At 34.2% G+C, this 15,071-nt stretch carries 20 protein-coding genes, 1 tRNA gene and 1 pseudogene; 6 read left to right on the top strand and 16 right to left on the bottom strand.

Annotated features, from left to right (window positions below; genetic code table 11):
• Window positions 1-6 precede the first annotated feature (6 nt).
• From ACERII_RS19015 to comGC, 3 genes are read right to left on the bottom strand one after another with little or no spacing between them, the layout of a single operon-like run.
• Window positions 7-339, bottom strand: a complete 333-nt coding sequence (locus ACERII_RS19015) for a type II secretion system protein (protein ID WP_373644391.1) — start codon at window positions 337-339, stop codon at window positions 7-9.
• Entirely contained in the window at window positions 326-757 is a 432-nt protein-coding gene (gene comGD / locus ACERII_RS19010; protein WP_373644390.1) for a competence type IV pilus minor pilin ComGD, read from the bottom strand. The genes ACERII_RS19015 and comGD overlap by 14 nt, the downstream gene beginning before the upstream one ends.
• Before the next feature lie 5 nt (window positions 758-762).
• On the bottom strand, window positions 763-1,089 hold the full coding sequence (gene comGC, locus ACERII_RS19005; protein WP_373644389.1) for a competence type IV pilus major pilin ComGC: 327 nt from the start codon (window positions 1,087-1,089) through the stop codon (window positions 763-765).
• A gap of 150 nt (window positions 1,090-1,239) precedes the next feature.
• On the opposite strand from comGC, the gene ACERII_RS19000 reads away from it, so the two are divergent.
• Complete coding sequence (locus ACERII_RS19000; RefSeq protein ID WP_373644388.1) at window positions 1,240-1,386, top strand: hypothetical protein; 147 nt, start codon at window positions 1,240-1,242, stop codon at window positions 1,384-1,386.
• Between the two features lie 60 nt (window positions 1,387-1,446).
• On the opposite strand, the gene comGB is transcribed toward ACERII_RS19000, so the two are convergent.
• Together comGB and comGA are read right to left on the bottom strand one after the other, a co-directional pair.
• Window positions 1,447-2,469: a competence type IV pilus assembly protein ComGB gene (gene comGB, locus ACERII_RS18995; RefSeq protein ID WP_373644386.1), complete on the bottom strand. Its 1,023-nt coding sequence runs from the start codon at window positions 2,467-2,469 to the stop codon at window positions 1,447-1,449.
• Window positions 2,466-3,545 carry a competence type IV pilus ATPase ComGA gene (gene comGA, locus ACERII_RS18990; protein ID WP_373644384.1) on the bottom strand — a complete coding sequence of 360 codons (1,080 nt, stop codon included), beginning with the start codon at window positions 3,543-3,545 and terminating at the stop codon, window positions 2,466-2,468. Before comGA ends, comGB begins: the two co-directional genes overlap by 4 nt.
• Before the next feature lie 146 nt (window positions 3,546-3,691).
• Between comGA and ACERII_RS18985 the strand changes: the two genes are divergently transcribed.
• Window positions 3,692-3,766 (top strand) — tRNA-Gln (locus tag ACERII_RS18985).
• Window positions 3,767-3,869: 103 nt separating this feature from the next.
• Here the strand turns inward: ACERII_RS18985 and ACERII_RS18980 are convergent.
• Window positions 3,870-4,310, bottom strand: a complete 441-nt coding sequence (locus ACERII_RS18980; RefSeq protein WP_373644382.1) for a YtxH domain-containing protein — start codon at window positions 4,308-4,310, stop codon at window positions 3,870-3,872.
• A gap of 245 nt (window positions 4,311-4,555) precedes the next feature.
• On the opposite strand from ACERII_RS18980, the gene ACERII_RS18975 reads away from it, so the two are divergent.
• Together ACERII_RS18975 and ACERII_RS18970 are read left to right on the top strand one after the other, a co-directional pair.
• Window positions 4,556-5,269, top strand: coding sequence for a helix-turn-helix transcriptional regulator (locus ACERII_RS18975; protein ID WP_373644380.1), 714 nt, complete (start codon window positions 4,556-4,558; stop codon window positions 5,267-5,269).
• Between the two features lie 123 nt (window positions 5,270-5,392).
• A complete protein-coding gene (locus ACERII_RS18970; protein ID WP_373644378.1) occupies window positions 5,393-5,638 on the top strand; it encodes a DUF2626 domain-containing protein in 246 nt (81 codons plus the stop codon).
• A gap of 64 nt (window positions 5,639-5,702) precedes the next feature.
• Here ACERII_RS18970 and ACERII_RS18965 read toward each other — a convergent pair whose 3' ends face one another.
• The 3 genes from ACERII_RS18965 to ACERII_RS18955 all read right to left on the bottom strand — a co-directional run bounded on the left by ACERII_RS18965 (window position 5,703) and on the right by ACERII_RS18955 (window position 8,259).
• Window positions 5,703-6,836, bottom strand: a complete 1,134-nt coding sequence (locus ACERII_RS18965; RefSeq protein WP_373644377.1) for an SAM-dependent methyltransferase — start codon at window positions 6,834-6,836, stop codon at window positions 5,703-5,705.
• 511 nt (window positions 6,837-7,347) lie between these two features.
• A complete protein-coding gene (locus tag ACERII_RS18960) occupies window positions 7,348-7,527 on the bottom strand; it encodes a hypothetical protein (protein ID WP_373644375.1) in 180 nt (59 codons plus the stop codon).
• Window positions 7,528-7,617: 90 nt separating this feature from the next.
• The gene (locus ACERII_RS18955) at window positions 7,618-8,259 is read right to left on the bottom strand and encodes an MBL fold metallo-hydrolase (protein WP_373644373.1); all 642 of its coding nucleotides are present in this window, start codon (window positions 8,257-8,259) and stop codon (window positions 7,618-7,620) included.
• Window positions 8,260-8,473: 214 nt separating this feature from the next.
• Here ACERII_RS18955 and ACERII_RS18950 point away from each other — a divergent pair, with 214 nt between their 5' ends.
• The gene (locus ACERII_RS18950; RefSeq protein WP_373644372.1) at window positions 8,474-8,656 is read left to right on the top strand and encodes a DUF2759 domain-containing protein; all 183 of its coding nucleotides are present in this window, start codon (window positions 8,474-8,476) and stop codon (window positions 8,654-8,656) included.
• Window positions 8,657-8,717: 61 nt separating this feature from the next.
• On the opposite strand, the gene ACERII_RS18945 is transcribed toward ACERII_RS18950, so the two are convergent.
• From ACERII_RS18945 to ACERII_RS18920, 6 genes and pseudogenes are all read right to left on the bottom strand, one after another.
• Window positions 8,718-9,032 (bottom strand): MTH1187 family thiamine-binding protein, encoded by a 315-nt coding sequence (locus ACERII_RS18945; RefSeq protein WP_373644431.1) that lies wholly within the window; start codon window positions 9,030-9,032, stop codon window positions 8,718-8,720.
• A 63-nt stretch (window positions 9,033-9,095) separates the two neighbouring features.
• A pseudogene (locus ACERII_RS18940) lies at window positions 9,096-9,764 on the bottom strand (DUF1385 domain-containing protein); the annotation flags it as partial.
• 39 nt (window positions 9,765-9,803) lie between these two features.
• The gene (locus tag ACERII_RS18935; RefSeq protein ID WP_373644370.1) at window positions 9,804-10,397 is read right to left on the bottom strand and encodes a hypothetical protein; all 594 of its coding nucleotides are present in this window, start codon (window positions 10,395-10,397) and stop codon (window positions 9,804-9,806) included.
• A gap of 132 nt (window positions 10,398-10,529) precedes the next feature.
• On the bottom strand, window positions 10,530-11,486 hold the full coding sequence (locus ACERII_RS18930) for an ROK family glucokinase (protein ID WP_373644368.1): 957 nt from the start codon (window positions 11,484-11,486) through the stop codon (window positions 10,530-10,532).
• An 84-nt stretch (window positions 11,487-11,570) separates the two neighbouring features.
• The gene (locus ACERII_RS18925) at window positions 11,571-11,771 is read right to left on the bottom strand and encodes a YqgQ family protein (protein WP_373644366.1); all 201 of its coding nucleotides are present in this window, start codon (window positions 11,769-11,771) and stop codon (window positions 11,571-11,573) included.
• A gap of 36 nt (window positions 11,772-11,807) precedes the next feature.
• Window positions 11,808-12,323, bottom strand: a complete 516-nt coding sequence (locus ACERII_RS18920) for a hypothetical protein (RefSeq protein WP_373644364.1) — start codon at window positions 12,321-12,323, stop codon at window positions 11,808-11,810.
• Window positions 12,324-12,469: 146 nt separating this feature from the next.
• On the opposite strand from ACERII_RS18920, the gene ACERII_RS18915 reads away from it, so the two are divergent.
• Entirely contained in the window at window positions 12,470-12,871 is a 402-nt protein-coding gene (locus tag ACERII_RS18915; RefSeq protein ID WP_373644363.1) for a YueI family protein, read from the top strand.
• Window positions 12,872-13,603: 732 nt separating this feature from the next.
• Here ACERII_RS18915 and ACERII_RS18910 read toward each other — a convergent pair.
• Window positions 13,604-15,064 (bottom strand): spore germination protein, encoded by a 1,461-nt coding sequence (locus ACERII_RS18910; RefSeq protein ID WP_373644362.1) that lies wholly within the window; start codon window positions 15,062-15,064, stop codon window positions 13,604-13,606.
• Between the last annotated feature and the right edge of the window lie 7 nt (window positions 15,065-15,071).

Genomic DNA, 15,071 nt, shown 5'->3' with positions numbered 1-15,071 from the left:
CCGGACTCACTTCTTTTGTTTATATAAACATCTTTCATATTCTCTTCTATTTTCTCCTTCCCAAGAAATACATAAGCCATCTAAGTTTGGGGTCTCCGATACGTTAATGGAATAAGTTACTCCATGTTTCACATGAACCTCTTTTAAAAAAGGCACTTTCTCCACGTAAGTTCGATACATTACTAGTTGAATTATTTCTTCAGCCAATCGTTCTTCTCTAATACTCTGACGTTCTTCCTGTACTTTTACAATAGCTGGAATAATGATAGAAACTGTCGCTGAAAATATAACAAGAGAAATCATTATTTCAATGAAAGAAAAACCACTATCTTTTTTCAATATAAAATCGCCCTCTCACAAATTGAAAAATGAGTTCATACCTATCCTCCTTATAATAAAAAAATATTGAGCCAGAGTTTGAAAGTGTGCCTACAGGTAAAAAACGCAAATCATTTAATCCTAACGTTCCTTTCTCTACTATCATTCCTTTCGGAAATTGCCTTTCTTCTAAAGGTGTTATCCCTTGTACAATTGTGTATTTGGAAGTATCGTTTGAAAAGAGAAAACGCAATGTTAGACTTTCTGATATAGCCTTCATTTGAGTTGAATACAAGTCCTTTTCCAATTGTTCAAAAAAGTAATTTACATCATTATTATTTATAGATCTAGTAAAATTAGGAATAGATATCAGGAGGATAATTGACAAAAGGAAAAGAACTACGAGGATCTCCAATAATGTATAGCCATGATCTTTCATTCGAATCATCTTTTTTTCGACAAGTCCGCTAACGTTAGTTTCGTACTACTATTTGGGCAGATAATTGTATCGACATACTCTTCAGTTACTAAGACTTCCAAATCAGTAACTTTTATGTTCTTTTCTATCTCATAGGAAATTAATTGAGCTCGAATTAGGTCTTTCGTTGCTTCGCACCCCTTATTATTAGCAAGATCCTGATTTTTTGATAAATTTGGTACTGCAATTAAAAGTAGGGTAGAAATGATAACCAACACTATCATCATTTCAATTAATGTGAAGCCTGACTCATTTCTTCTCCATTTGGTTAGAAATTTCTTTATCATATTCATTAAAATAAACCCCTTTCATATTATGAAAATTAGAAGATGTGATTATAAATTAACGATAATTTATATCATTTTAATACTATTTACGCTATAATAAATAATAAATATTACTTACATTCAATTACTCAAAACAACTGTATTGGGGGGAAGTTATTGCTTAATCAACAGCTCTATACGGAATTAACAAAAGAATTCAAGGATGGGTTAGGCAGAACACTCACTTTAAAAGAATTGAATTTATTAAAATGGGTAAGCGAAAGTAGTTTAAAAGATGAAATTACAAGAGTCGGAAATGAGTGAAAAATATTTTTAAACATGACCTCCTTAGTTCTCACTAGGGAGGGTTTTTTAATCCTTTTCTTACCAGCTATCTACTATATTAAATATTGGCATCATCATGGACAAGAATAACACCATCACAATAAAACCTATTATTCCATATATAAGAGGCTGCATGACAATTAAAACTCGTTCTGAACGTTCATATAATTTCCTCATCAAAAAGTTTCCGTATCTTTCCAACTCATCACCTACACTACCTTTTGCTTCTCCTAGACGAATCATTGCCGGTAATTGTGTTTCATACATCCCACGATTAAGTACACTTTCTGAGAAAGGAGTACCTTGCCTTAGTTCTTGTAATAAAACGGAAGACTCACTTTGGATAAATGCTACTTTCGAGTTCTTCTCTAATAGTTTCAATGATTCAAATAAAGACAGTCCACTTTTTAGAATTGGGGATAATTGAGAAACAAAATGGTACGTGTATACGGTTTTCATAATATCTTTGATTATTGGTATTTTAAGCAAAATATTCCTTTTGTTATGAATGGACGTTTTTTTCAGACAAGCCGCTATAAGAAAACATACCAATAGAAAGTATAATAAAAAAGGAAATTGGAAGAATGTAACGGTAGAAATTACCAACTGAGTAATCCACGGTAGGTGCTGATTGTTCGACTGAAAAAAGGCTTGAAATTGAGGGAATACACCTTCAGCTAAAATTGATACCAATACGAGCAAAAGAATTATTAAAAAAACAGGGTACTGTAATAGTTTTTTACCTTTACTTACTAAATCATATTTATTTTTTAGGATGCCCGCTCCCTTCTTGATCCCTTCTTGCAAATTACCATAATTTTCCGAGAAAAACATAGAACTTACTACTTCACGCGTATAACCAGCATGTAACAATTGGCTAGAAAAATCATTTCCATCTAATAATGATTCGTAGACGTGAATAGACCACTCTTTCTTTTTTCCAGTTTGGTATGTTGCTAACAAAGTAAGTGCTTCAGACAAACTAAACCCTTCCTGTAAAAGCCCATCTAACTGAAGAAGCCAATCGCTTCGTTCTAAATCGTTACGAAATATTTTTTTCATTTAATTTTACCACCCCATTCAGGAATGCTATGTTCATCTTCAGGAATAAACCCTAATGCTATTCCTTTACAAACTAGATTATCTAAAGTGGTAATTTTCAACTTTCCTCCCTCGTGATTTCCATCGTGATCTAAACAAGCTATTGCATCTCTCAAATTATTGTCTGTCAAGATTTCATATATTGCTCCCCTCCTTCTTGTGCGTTCTCTTTTACAAAATTTACTACAACTGCTTCCACAATATGGACAAACTATATTAACTAATTGTTGAGCCACAATTCCCGTTACTGTATCCTTCAAATCCATAACACTTATCCCTAATTCATGTAACCTTCTTAAAGCACTAATAGAGTTTTTACTATGAAGAGTGGAAAAAACGAGATGTCCTGTTAAAGCAGACCTTATAGCCATTTTAGCTGTTTCTGCATCTCTTATTTCTCCAATCATAATAATGTCTGGATCGTGTCGAAGGAGACTACGAAGACCGCTGGCATAAGTTACACCAGCTCGTTCATTTATTTCCATTTGTAAAAAATCCCCATGCTTCTGTTCTACTGGATCTTCCAATGTAATTATATTCCGTCTCCAAGCATAAAAGCTCGAGTGGAGGAGAGAGTATAATGTTGTTGTCTTACCAGTTCCTGTAGGGCCACATATAATTATTAACCCATTTGAAGCACGTATCATATTAAGTAATTTTATTGCTTGTTTAGGAAATAAAGAAAGTTGATGTAAAGATTGATGATTTTCATAGGGGAATAAACGAATCACAAGGGTTTCATATGCTGTTGAAGGAAAAGTTGAAAGCCGAATGGAGTACGTTTTATTTACAAGCGAAATATCAATGGACGTATTTTGAGGACGCCTACGCTCACCAACATCCATTTTAGAGATGAACTTTAGATGATTAATGAGTTTTACGATAAACGATATTGGAAGTTTTTCCATTTCAACTAAGTTACCATCAATACGAAAACGGATAACTGCATTTCTTTCCATTGGTACAAAGTGAATATCTGAGGCACGAAACTTTACAGCTGTTGTTAAAATTTCTTTTATTTTCTTTTCTACATCCATTCCATATACCACCACCATTTTTTAAAATTATATTGTGAATCAAATAACAAATTCGACATGTTTTTAAGGAATCCTTTTTTTCAAAAAAAAAAAAATGTATATTTTTTTTTTTTCGTGCAATCATATATACTGTTCCATTAATTCAATGGGATGTAGCCAAGTGGTAAGGCAACGGACTTTGACTTCGTTATGCGTAGGTTCGAATCCTGCCATCCCAGCCAATACATACCGAGTAAACCAAAATAGTTCCAAAACAATACGGTTTACTCCAACTAAAAAAAGTGTGACAATGTGTCACACTTTTTTAATACGCTAATTTACCATTTAATTTTTTACTTCCTCTAGATCATCTTTCAATTTTTCTTTTGTATCTTCTATTTCATTTACTACTTCCTCCGCCAATTGCTTTCCTTCTTCTTTTTGGTTCTCCACAATTTCTTTTATGTCATTTGATAATTCTTCACTTATGCTTGTTACTTTTTCCGTCACGGTTTGGGTCTTGTCCGCTACTTTATCCCATTGATCTTTCGCTACTTGTGTCCATTGTGCTGACTTTTCTTTAGCTAATTGGCTATATTCATTCCCTTTTTCCATTGCTGTATTTGTAAATTCTACTGTTTTGTCTTTTGCTGTAGAAGCTTTCTCATTTAAATCAGATCGTAGTTCTTTCCCAGACTTAGGAGCTAATAACATTGCAGCAGAAGCACCTAAAATTCCTCCAATAACTGTACCAATTAAAAAATCCTTCGTATCCATTTTACTCATGTGAAACATCCTCTCTTAAATCATTAGTAATTACTCTTTCTTTTCCACTAATCCTTTACTTTTAAACATCTACTTTTCCACTATAACATAAAAATTATTCTAAATGTTCCAAAAAATACCTAAGATCCTTTCGTGAACATTTTATGACTTTCTCATATAAAACAGTTTAATAAATTGAAAATGCATTTATTTCTATTTTTACCTATACTATAATAAGAAATAGTTAATGATAGGAGTGGATCGTGATGGAACAACAGACTTTAAAGATTACCGGTGTATTATCAGACCCTACACGCTTTTCAATTTATCAGTATGTTTCACGTCAACATCGTGATGTAACAGTTCAAGAAATAGCAGATACATTTAAAATACATGCTAACGTTGCTCGTCTTCATCTAACAAAATTAGAAGATGTTAACATGCTAGTATCCGATACAAAAAAAACAGGGAAAGGTGGAAGACCAAGTCGTTTCTATCATCTATCAGAAGAAGTAGTAAGTCTCCAATTCCCATATCGTGATTATCAGAGACTTTCCGAGATTGCCATTGAAACGTTAGCATCTCTCGGGAAAGCTGGTGAAGAGGCATTAGTGGAAACTGGAAGACGATTTGGTCTAGAGTCAGCAAAGTCATACTTAGGGTCGCTTGATCAAAATATACAACAAATGGACCCAAAAGAAAAAGTTACATTTATTGAGAAAATAGCTTTAAACCAAGGGCTAAATCCTGAAATTCACTATGATGATGATAAAAATGAGATCGTTTTCCGCATCTATAATTGCACATTTAAAGAAATAGCTAAGAATACCTTTGCAGTTTGTAAAATGCACCACGCAATGATAAATGGAATTTTCGAGTTGTTTTTTGGTGAAATTAAGCTAAAGGAAGAGTCGAGAATGTTTCAAAAAAATGAAATGGCTTGTACGTATACAACAATTGTTCTACCTAAAAATGAATAAGTTTCAACTTTCTCACATGTAAAAAAGTTTCTATTTTACATTAAGCTGTATTCGTTTTATAATAAAGTGTACTATTTTAGACATATTATATAAAGGTACAGCTACATAAAGGAGGGAAGCGTCTTGGATCGTATGTTCCGTGTTATTAGCTTCTGGACTGGGATTTTTGCAGTTTTGTTTATGGTTGGGAATATGAATGAAATGGCGATACTGTTCTTCGGACAAACAGGTGCTTTTTTAGCACTTAGTTATTTAAAACTATCTGAAAGAGCATACGTGTATATTTTCGGTGCCTACTTAACATTATTTTTCGTAGGTTTCACTGTATACTCTACATTCTTCTTAGTTCCTGGCATCGGAGGACATTAATCTTCTGATCAAATAATAAGCCCCTGATACATTAGTATTCAGGGGCTTATTGTATATAAAAATCTTATTCATTGATCTGATAAGGATCATCTTTAAACATGCTATAATTATCTTTTTTCTCCAGGTTTATGCTTTGAATACTTACATGAAACGTACTACTAATCCCCCCTGGATACACGAGAGACTGTATTGCACGATTTTGTTTATACGACTCTGAAAACGGATTTAGATTTTGGTTTTCTTGTAAAAAACTAAATAACCCAGCTTTTAAAAGAAACTGGTCTTGTGTACTGTGAAAAACTTCTTCAAATCCATTTTTCTTCATAAGTAGTTGATAAGCATCCCATTGAATATGGTGTGTTAAATCCATTTCCCCTGGAAAATCTAATGGATTGTGAATCATCTGGTGCTTGTAATATCCTCTTAAGGAACCTTCTCGTCTTTCATTCTGTAATAGTTCCTCATTCGAGTATCCATAGTCAACGGAGACAATCATACCTTTTGTCATCCAATTAGCTATTAAGGATATCCACTTTTTCATATGTAAACAAACTTCCATACGATGATTGTTCGGTAACATTGGACCATACTCTTCCAACCAGTGCTGAAGTTCTTCATTTTGACAAGGACTATACACCTCGGACAATTCTCCTTGCGAGTTAATATCTACCATGACTTCACACAATGTATCTTCTTTTTTCTCGACAACATGGACAGGCAACGCATCAAAGAACTCATTTGAAAAAACTATTCCCTCAAAAGTCGACCATTGTTCCTTCGCTTCTTCTAAATTACGAAAAACTGAAAATTTTCCTGAAAAGTCAGCTAATTTTCCCTCTAAAATACTCTGATGATATGTACTTGCTTCTATAATTAGATATGTGCATTCCTTATAGAGATCTTTTTCTGTGTCTCGTAAATAAGATAGAACCTCAAACGCAAATCGTCCATCTCCAGCACCCCATTCGCAAATAGTTGGAGTTAAGTTCTCTTTTTTTATTATATCCACAAAAAATTTTGCAAATGTCTTTTGAAAAACAGGGTGTACATGATTACTTGTATAAAAATCACCATCTTTCCCTAGTTTTGTATTCGAATTCATATAATACCCAATATCTTCATCATATAAAGCTATTGTAATATAGTCTGAGTAACTTAAAGGCTTTTTTTTCAGACTTATTTTCTGTTTTATATCCACTTATAAAACTCTCCCTTAATACAACAGTTTTAGTATATAAATTGCAGGAACTAAAAAAACGATACGCATTAAACACTGTTGACATAGTGTTAATGTCCAATTATAATAAATATGTCAGTAGAACAATGATCTTCGGGAGTTCCCCCTCCCCCCTCAAAGTTCATTGATACTTGATTAACTCCCCAAACGACCTTCTATGTTCCCCATAGAAGGTCATTTTTTTTATTTTCCATACATCTCTTTGTACCACCCTGAAAATACGCGAGTTAGTGCTAGTAAAACCTATCTAGTATTACTAACTTGTTAGTTTATACTTCCATTCGCTCCAGTCCATGCCTTTCCTGCAGGGAGTTGCCGAGCCACCTTCACGACTACGTCGCTATGTTGTCTCGCCTCTATTCTACTTCCCATTGAAGTTCGTGGACTTGTGCTCATTCCATAGAAAATGAGTGGTACTAAAAACTTCATAACGTATTTTTATCCACCATGATGAAAATCACTTACATAAGGTCTAAGTATATATGTCCTCTTCTTCTTCGTCTAAAAATGAAAATGGTTTATCGTCTACATCATCCATACTCTTAAGTTGTTTTGCCCAGAGAATGATCATTACTCCTGAACTTACTATACTAATAGTCAATAACATTAAAACAACTGTCTCCATTGACAATCCAATAATTGTAATATCCATTGAAGATAGCCCTCCTTTATTTCCATTTCTATCCTTAATGTATACGAAAATAAAGAAATCAATACAGTTATTACGATACTATTTTAGGTATCACCAACCAAATCCATTAATAAACGGATTTATTTCCTTTTCTTGTCCAATGGTTGTAACAGGCCCATGTCCATTAGCTACTATTGTTTCGTCTGGTAACGAGAGCATTTTATTATGAATTGTATTCATTAATGTTTCATGGTCTCCTCCTGGAAGATCTGTTCTCCCAACACCACCGTGAAACAGTACGTCTCCAGAAAATATAATTTTTTCTTCAGGAATATAAAAAGAGACACTGCCTGGTGAATGTCCAGGTGTTTCATATATTTGAAATTCAAATGATTCAATTTTTAGAGGAGCTTCCGACGTAAGTAAACGGTCAGGTTTATCTATTATTATTTTTTCAATCCCAGAAAATAATCCAGAGCCATTTAGGTTAGGATCACTCAGCCAGTCCGCTTCATTCTGGTGGATATATACAGGCGCTTCAAATTCCTTTCTTATATCATCTACAGCTCCTATATGATCAAAATGAGCATGAGTTAAAAGAATACCTTTTATTTTTATCCCATCCCTATGTAACAGTTGAATTAATTTTTCACTATCTCCTCCTGGATCAATCATTACTCCAGTTCCATTTTCTTGAAAAAGAATGTAACCGTTCGTTTGTAACGGACCTAATGCTATTTGCTTCCACTTCACTTGCATACCCTCCTTTAGTTGTACATATATTTTACAATGGTATGAAGAAACCTTGCAACTTCTCTCTTCAAGAGATTTCATCACTGTTTTACTCGACAAACAGGAAAAAAAGCAGTAAAATATAAAATGTATTTTATGGTTATACTACTTAGAAGAAAAACTATTAGAGTTTAAAGAAAAATTAGTTATTACATATTATAAGGAGGCTCTCACAATGGAGTTAGCAATTATTTTTCTACTAATCACAATCTTATCAGCAATTGGTTTAGTTCGTGAATTAAAACGTAAAAACTTTTTTGCTGTAGGATACGCAGCATTAACAATCGCTGTTTTTGGATGGTTTTCTATTATGACTTTGTATTCTATTATATTCCCAAACTCGGGCGGTACTGTATAAACATGATATTCAAAAAGGTGGCTGTGTTTTTCTTAATAAACAAGCCACCTTTTCTTATGTCTTATTTCATCGAATTCATCTTCGATTGAACAGAGTTTCTTTTATCCTCCATAGTAACTATTTTATCTCTTCTATCATCAATTCGAACATTTGTAGCAACTCTATTAATGCCCAGTTTGAAGGGAACCTCATGAATTTCTTTTATTATCTCTAACAAAACCGATAACTCCCCCTCAATGATAGTACTCATAGGGGTAAGCTCATATTTAATTTCTTTCTCAGTATCTTCTAATACTCGATGTATTTCTGCTACTACACTCGAAACACTAGTTGTATTAGTTCCAATAGGAATTACTGTCACATCTGCGATTGCCATTGTTACTCTCTCCTTCATCGTTAAGACTTTCTTAGGGAATTCTTTTAATGCTAACTTACGATAAGCTCTTATTGCCGTCATAATATGATGATCATCTGGTTCAGCAGTGGTAACATTCCGTTGTAACCAATAGCTTCCCTTTAATATGAACCTCTGTAGAAACGATACTTTCGAACGATTTATCCAATACGAAGTAAAAGGCCATAGTACAACGGCTACCACTGCGGCAATATCTATCCCTTTTATTATTGTAAATTTACTAAATAGTAAGAAGCAAGGAAATAGCAAGAAAACAATTACAAAGTAAAGTAAGATGCTATTTGTAGAACAATGTCTATTAGTAATTTCAGCTTCCTTGATTTTATTTTTATTTCTTATCGATATGGTGCCCTTATAGCTAAATACTTTGTGTTCCGCACCATGATATTTTTTTAATTCCTTAGGAAACCAAAAATGTGTACCAATCAGAAAAAAAATAAGAGTAAACAAGGGAATTCCAACCCAAGTAGTATTAAATAGAAACTGAAAGATTCTAGGAACTAAGGTTAACAGAATAATAAGACTTAATGTAAAATGGTACCATAACGGCATTGAAAAAAAAGCCTGTTTCCCTACCTTGAAAAGAGTAGGAACCGTTACTTTTTGTAGGACTGTAAATTGTTTTCCTTTATCGTTAGAACAATTAGCTAAGTGCTCTTTCCCAATAAACAAAATACCTTTTTGATAGGACATACCTCTTACCATCTATATTAATCCTCAATTCCCCATTTATTATGGTAATCTTATTGATCTTTCTAAAATCCAAAAGTAATTATCTAATCCCTGTTCCTTGAGGGAGTCTACAATGGAATTTCCAGGAGAATACTTGGAAAACTCCTCCCACGTATGATAGTACTTCACCTCAATAAATACTGCTCTTTCACTGATATTTTCCAGTATTATAAATGCTTCACCTTTTGGTCCAAGCATTACATTATCTTTGATTGTATTAGGAAAGTTAAATGCAATTCCTTCGTTTGTTTTATATGCTTCTCCTGTCTCGTACACAACATCTGATGATTGATATAACGTTAAAACGCCTTCATTACTAAAAATTTCAATAGGCTCCATTGACTCGTTTAGAAGTATAAATTCGAGAATATCCTCTCCAACGATACCATCTGTAGGAAAATCCTCCCACTGCCATTTAACAGTTGCAATTAGGTTATTCATACTATCTAATTCCGTATCTATCTCTAGCAATGTATGGGAATCCAATTCTTCATTTAATACAGAATGACTTTGATTTATCGTATAGTAACCAAATAGAAAAAGTCCTAACATTACAGAGAAAGGTAATAATAACACTAATAAATTTTGTTTCACGAAACGTACACCTCATTTATTGAACAAGTACTATATTTTTTATAGAATATGAACCTACTTATTCAGTAGAAAAAGTGTGCCCATAAAAGGTTTATACCTTTTAGACACACTAAACAGTTAATGTATAATTAATTATTTATGTTTAGCTAACCATGCTGCTCCATAAACTCCTGCATCATTACCTAATGTAGCTGTGCGAATGACTGTTTCTTTAGCAATTTTTGGGATGGCATATTTGTTAAAATATTCTTTTATACTATTTATTAGAGAATCGCCAGCTTTTGAAACACCACCACCAATAACAATTGTTTCTGGGTTTAATGCATTCGCTAAGTTGCCGAGTGCAAAGCCTAGATATTTCGCTGATTGGTTAACAACATTTACTGCAAGGGCATCTTTTTCTTGTGCAGCATCGAAAACATCTTTCGAAGTTAATGTACCATTTTGATTGTATATTTCTTGTAAAGTACTTGAAGAATACTCTGATAGTAACTCAGTTGCTAGACGGGCAATCCCCGTAGCAGACGCCACCGTCTCTAAACAACCTTTCTTTCCGCAATTACACGGAGCACCATTCTCAGTTACAGATGTTATATGGCCGATTTCACCCGCCATACCACTTTCTCCATGAATAATCTCTCCACCTGCGATAATGCCACCACCTACACCTGTACCTAAGGTTACACAAAGCAGGTTCTTTGCTCCGTGACCGGCACCCTGCCACATCTCCCCGACGGCTGCTAAATTAGCATCATTATCAACAAAGGTAGGAATATTAATTGCTTTTTCCATTTCATCTTTTAAATGAAAATTTTTCCATCCAATATTTACTGCCTCAAAAATAATTCCTTTTCCTACATCAATAAATCCTGGTGCGCCAATTCCAATCCCCTGTACAGAGTCTTTCTCTATTTGTAAGGCTATTAATTTATCCTCCACCGAATGGGCAATATCACTTACGATGAATGTACCACCTTCACTCGTATTTGTAGGTATTTCCCATTTCGTTTTCATAACACCATGTATATCAATAATTGATAATTTGACAGTTGTACCGCCAATGTCTACTCCAACTAATAGTTTGTCCATATGTATCTACCTCTTTTTCATCCATTTCAAAATCCAACATCTATTGTATCATGCGTTAATGTAGTTATACTATGATTAAAATGACTACTTTTCGTCATTTTCTGCTTTTCGTCTTTCTTGGATTAGTAAAAGTATACCATCGCGATATATCTTATCCTCAATAAGCCCCATTCTATAAAGTTCTTTAAGCTCATCTTCCATTATCTCAATATCCCCTAATTTTTGCCCAGTATAAATAAAAGTACCAAATTTTTTAAACAATTGTTGTAACTCATATAAATTCACTTCTTATTTCACCTACTTTTACTATCATATACTCTATTATATCAGTTTAAATAATCCAAGAAATACAAATAACAATAAAGGTAAATATATTAATACAGATGCACTGCGATACATCGTTTTCACTTTTTGCATCATAATAGTTCCAAAAAATATTGCTCCTGCAAATAAAGGAAGAATGATCAAAAGGAGCCAAGCAGAAAAACCAACGGATGCAAAATCAATTCCAATAATAAAAAAGAATACAGCTAATAAAGCCCAATGTATCCAACCTCGGAACGGGAAATATCCGTATGAAGGATGAAATATACGAAAGAAAAATACAGCTAGGCCAATACAGAAAGAAATTATCACTAATTTAGTAAAAAATATAGGTAACCAACTAAAAAATGCAGCCCCTATCAACACACCAAACCAAAGAAAACCAAAGCAAAGTGCAGCAATAAGAATTAAAAATAAGGGTATTGAAAACCATACTTTTACTGAAATTAAAGCTCCAACTGCAAGACCCGCAATCCCGATAAATAATAGAAATAAAATAAATGAAAAGAACATACTACTTCCTCCCTTCTATAATACTGTATGTTGGGATAAGCTAAATAGGACAAGATTTTTAATTGTAATTAGAGGGGACTACTTGCTATACTTACAACATCATTATTAAGCCTATAGAAATAGAGAATTCGAAAAGAGGGAAAACAATGTCACAAAAGAAATTAGAAGAAGTGTTGCAACGAGGAATTTATGGCACTCCAGAAATTCTTCCAGAGGAACGGAAACTCTTTTTAGGTACTATATCAGAAAGAATTTATTTAGCTTTAACAAACTCTCAAGTTATTAAGCGTGGTCTATATGAGGAAGCTGCTCAACTTATGAAAGAATATAAAAGTAATATTCATTTATTTGTAAATGGATATTTAAACTATCCAACATATTCAAATTATGTTCAATTAGCAAACCAAAACTCTGTGCCTTTTACCATCGTTAGTGATGGACACGAAACTCCAATTGGAATCGTTTTGGCCTCTACAAAAGCTCTTGATACACCAAAAGAGTTTTTTATTAAAGATCAATCATATTTTAATGATATCCCTAATGACTAGGCAGCTATAGGTCTAACCTGAAAATACGTGTTCTCAATTAGTGGTTAACTTATATAGTATTGCTAACTTTGTAGGTAATTATTCCATTCGCTACAGTCCACTCCTTTCCTGTGGGGAGCTGGCAAGCCTCCTCGATCGCAAGCGCTCTGCGGGGTCTCGCCTCTGCTCTGCTTCCCACCGGAGTTCGTGGTCCTCCGCTCATTCCATATAAAGTTAATAGTACTAATATACTTCATAACGTATTTTCATCCTTCATGGTGCAAATTTCACTTGCATGGAAGTCTACCCTGAAAATACTTGATCACAACTGGACCCAAAATCTTATTTGAATACTAACTTTGCGGGCTAATATTCCATTCGCTACTGCCCACTCTCTTTTCACCCAAGGGCACAAGTGCGACATCCGTTCATACTTCACGGTGTCTTCTATGCTGTGGGGAGTTGCCGAGCCTCTACTCTGCTTCCCACTGGAGTTCCTGGGCATTCGCTCGTTGCATATATAGTTGAAGGTACTAAACAACTACTAGTCAGCATGTTTTCATTTGCCATGGTTATAATTACACTTACACATATAAATTAAACAATAACTAGATCTCAACATATGCTAGTTCCTATTTTTTCACTATTGGAAAACAACAGAATTCCATGAGCTATATGGCAAAAAGCACCCTATTTTCTAGCGTGCTTTTTTGTCTACACTTATTTTAACAACAATTAGCCAGATAAGAGATATTATCGATCAGGGTCCACTGGGTGTATTGCTCTTGGTCTACGATTCTTTAATGGCATAGGTGCACGGAATACTACGTCACGTAATCCTTTCCCATTAAACGGAAGAAACGGCCAAAAATACGGAGTGTCATAAGCTTTCATAGTAGAAAGTAATATTATTAAAAGAAGAGTTCCAACCATATAACCAGGAACATGGAAGATGGAGACAGCCAGTAATAGTGCTACCCTAATTAATCTATTTGCTAAACTCATTTCATAACTAGGGGTAGCGAACGAACCTACTGCCGAAACCGCTAAATACAAAACAACCTCATGAGAGAATAACCCAACTTGAATAGCAACTTCCCCAATTAATAAAGCTGCAACCAAACCTAATGCAGTTGCCAATGCAGATGGGGTATGGATTGCGGCCATTCTTAACATTTCAATACCAACCTCTGCTAAAATGAATTGACCAATTAAAGGAACTTGTCCCATTTCATTTGGACCTATATAGGATAATCCGAGAGGAAGCATGTCTTCATTCATAGCAAATAGATACCATAAAGGTAATAGAAATACGGAAGACCATACAGCTGCAAATCGCACCATTCTTAATGCAGTTCCTATGATCGGCTTTTGGCGGTACTCCTCTGCATGCTGTAAATGGTGCCAAAAAGTTGTAGGGGTAATGATAACACTTGGCGATCCATCCACTATGATAAGTACGTGTCCTTCTAACACATGTGAGGATGCAACGTCCGGTCTTTCGGTATATCGTACTAATGGATAGGGGTTTTTGTGTTGACCAAATATAAATTCCTCGAGAGTCTTATCTCCCATTGGTAATCCATCAGTATCAACCTTTTTTAAGGCTTCCATTATATAATTCACCAATCCAGGGTCTGCTACATCATCTAAATATGTAACGCATACATCTGTGTAAGAGCGTCTACCAATTCGTACATACTCATTTCTTAATGATTTATCGCGAACTCTCCGCCGAATTAACCCAGCATTGAAGACAAAAGTTTCAACGAATCCATCTTTTGAACCCCTAATCACTTGTTCTGTATCAGGTTCTTCAGGACCACGCACAGGGTATTCGCGAGAGTCAATGAGGATTATCTCATCATACCCATCAATGCAAAGGGCTGTCTGACCAGATAACACTTGAATAATTATTTCTTCTAAATCTTTTTCCCTAGCTAACTCAATGTAAGGAATCTTTGTTTTTAATAGTTTTTCTACTACGTTTCCTTCAGCCTTTTCTTTATCAAATTGTATAAGTTCTCGTTGAATCTGAGTTAATGCTTGATCCTTTGCAAATGCATCGACTGCGAATAAAGCCATGTCTAATCCAGAGTATTCTAGCTCTAAAAAAACTAAATCAAAACTCTTATCAATTGCAAGTTCTTGTTTTAAATAGGATATATTTGTTTTAAGATCTTTAGAAGCAGGTCTTTTTACTACTTTAGTCATTTCCATC

This window comes from Evansella sp. AB-rgal1, assembly GCF_041820985.1.
Taxonomy (GTDB): domain Bacteria; phylum Bacillota; class Bacilli; order Bacillales; family Salisediminibacteriaceae; genus Evansella.
Note: the sequence above shows the minus strand (reverse complement) of the source record. Positions and strands in the feature narration are given on the sequence as shown.